This is a genomic window from Mesorhizobium sp. M7A.F.Ca.CA.002.15.2.1 (assembly GCF_003998715.1).
GTDB lineage: Bacteria > Pseudomonadota > Alphaproteobacteria > Rhizobiales > Rhizobiaceae > Mesorhizobium > Mesorhizobium ciceri.
The window spans coordinates 1-1,706 of record NZ_RZPI01000918.1; the positions used below are offsets into that span (position 1 = coordinate 1).

The following is a 1,706-nucleotide window of genomic DNA, read 5'->3' on the forward strand; positions in this document are numbered from 1 at the left end:
GACCAACGTCAGCGGCACGGTCGACCTCGGTTCCGGCGCGCTGAGCGGTGCAACGGGTACGGCGTTCCTGGTTTCGGGCGGTTCGGCCAATATCGATTACAATGGCACCATTACCCACACCGCCAACGCCACCGCGATCGACGTCCAGAACCACACCGGCACCGCCGGCGGCGGCAGCACGATCTCGTTCGACGGCGCCATAACATCGAATAGCTTTAGCGACGGCATCAACCTGGTGGCCAATGGCGGCACCAACGGCACGACGATCAGCTTCACCAACAAGCTGGCGATCGATACCTCAACCAGCGACACCACCGGCTTCAGCGCCACCGGCGGCGGCACGGTTACCGCCACCGGCTCCGGCAGCACGATCAATTCGGGGACCGGCACCGCGCTCGATGTCGAGAACACGAATATCGGCTCGGGGAACCTTGTCTTCCAGAGCATCACATCGAATGGCGGTAGCGCCAACGGCATCATCCTGGTCAATACCGGCACGGCGCTCGGCAATGGCGGCTTGCATGTGACTGGAAATGGCGCCAACGTCGGCGCGACCGGCGGGGGCGTCATCGCCAACAAGACCGGCGCCGATGGCAGCGCCACGCAAGGCACCGGCATCTACCTCAGCAATACGAAGGATGTGCAGCTCAATGGTCTGCAGCTGAACGATTTCGACAATTTCGGTATCCGAGGGTTCGAGGTGAATGGCTTCGCGCTCACCAATAGCGTGGTGAACGCAACCTCTGGCACGAACGGCACCAGCGCCGCGGCCGACGAAGGCTCGATCAGCTTCCGCGCCGCCGACGCCGCCCATAACGGCCTGACCGGCACCGTCGCCATCACCAATTCGGTGATCGCGAACGGCCTTGAGGACAATTTCAACGTCTTCAACAACAGCGGCACGTTGAACATCACTGTTTCGGGCTCGACCTTCCGCGACACCTCCGTGGGACCGCCAGGCAATGTCGGCCTGCTGCTGCAGGCCGACGGCACCGCCAACATCACCGGCCTTGTCACGAACTCGTCGTTCCTGCGCAATTTCGCGAGAGGTATCCAGCTCATCAACAACGGCTCGGGCAACATCGATTTCGATGTCGGCCAGGCCGGCGTCGCCGGCAGCGGCGGCACCTTCACCGACAATTTCGTTGGCGTGGACATGGATCAGAACGGCGCCGGCACCTATAATTTCAATGTGCTGAACGCGACCTTCACCACGGCGAACTATGCGACCCTGTTTGGTGCCGGCGGCGCGGGCTCGCAGATCAACGTCAACCGCGGCGGTGCCGCATCGCCGGTCGTGCGTGGCCTGTTCACGGGCAACATCCTCAACAACAACATCAACAACGCGGATTCCGGCACCGGACCAGGTATCAGTGTCTCCATCAACGGGACCGCCACCGGCAGCAACACGGTGACCGTCAAGCTCGACGGCAACACTGTCACGCACGTCGCGAACTATGGCATCCTGGTCGCGAACGGCGACGGCAATGGGATCGTCAATGCCACCATCACCAACAACACCGTCAGCACGACGACCGCAGCCGCGCTCGAGGCGATCCGCGTCAATGGCGGGATAACCTCGAGCCAGGCTGGTGCCTCCGGCACGCCCGACAATGGCGCGCTGACTTTTGATATCCATGGAAATACGCTGAGCGTCGATCCGTCAGCTGGCGTCACCGATATCCGCGTGCGGCAGCGGTTCAATG

The 1,706-nt window shown here is 62.5% G+C and carries 1 pseudogene; it reads left to right on the plus strand.

The features are described from left to right. A pseudogene (locus ENZ74_RS31105) lies at nt 1-1,706 on the plus strand (hypothetical protein); the annotation flags it as partial.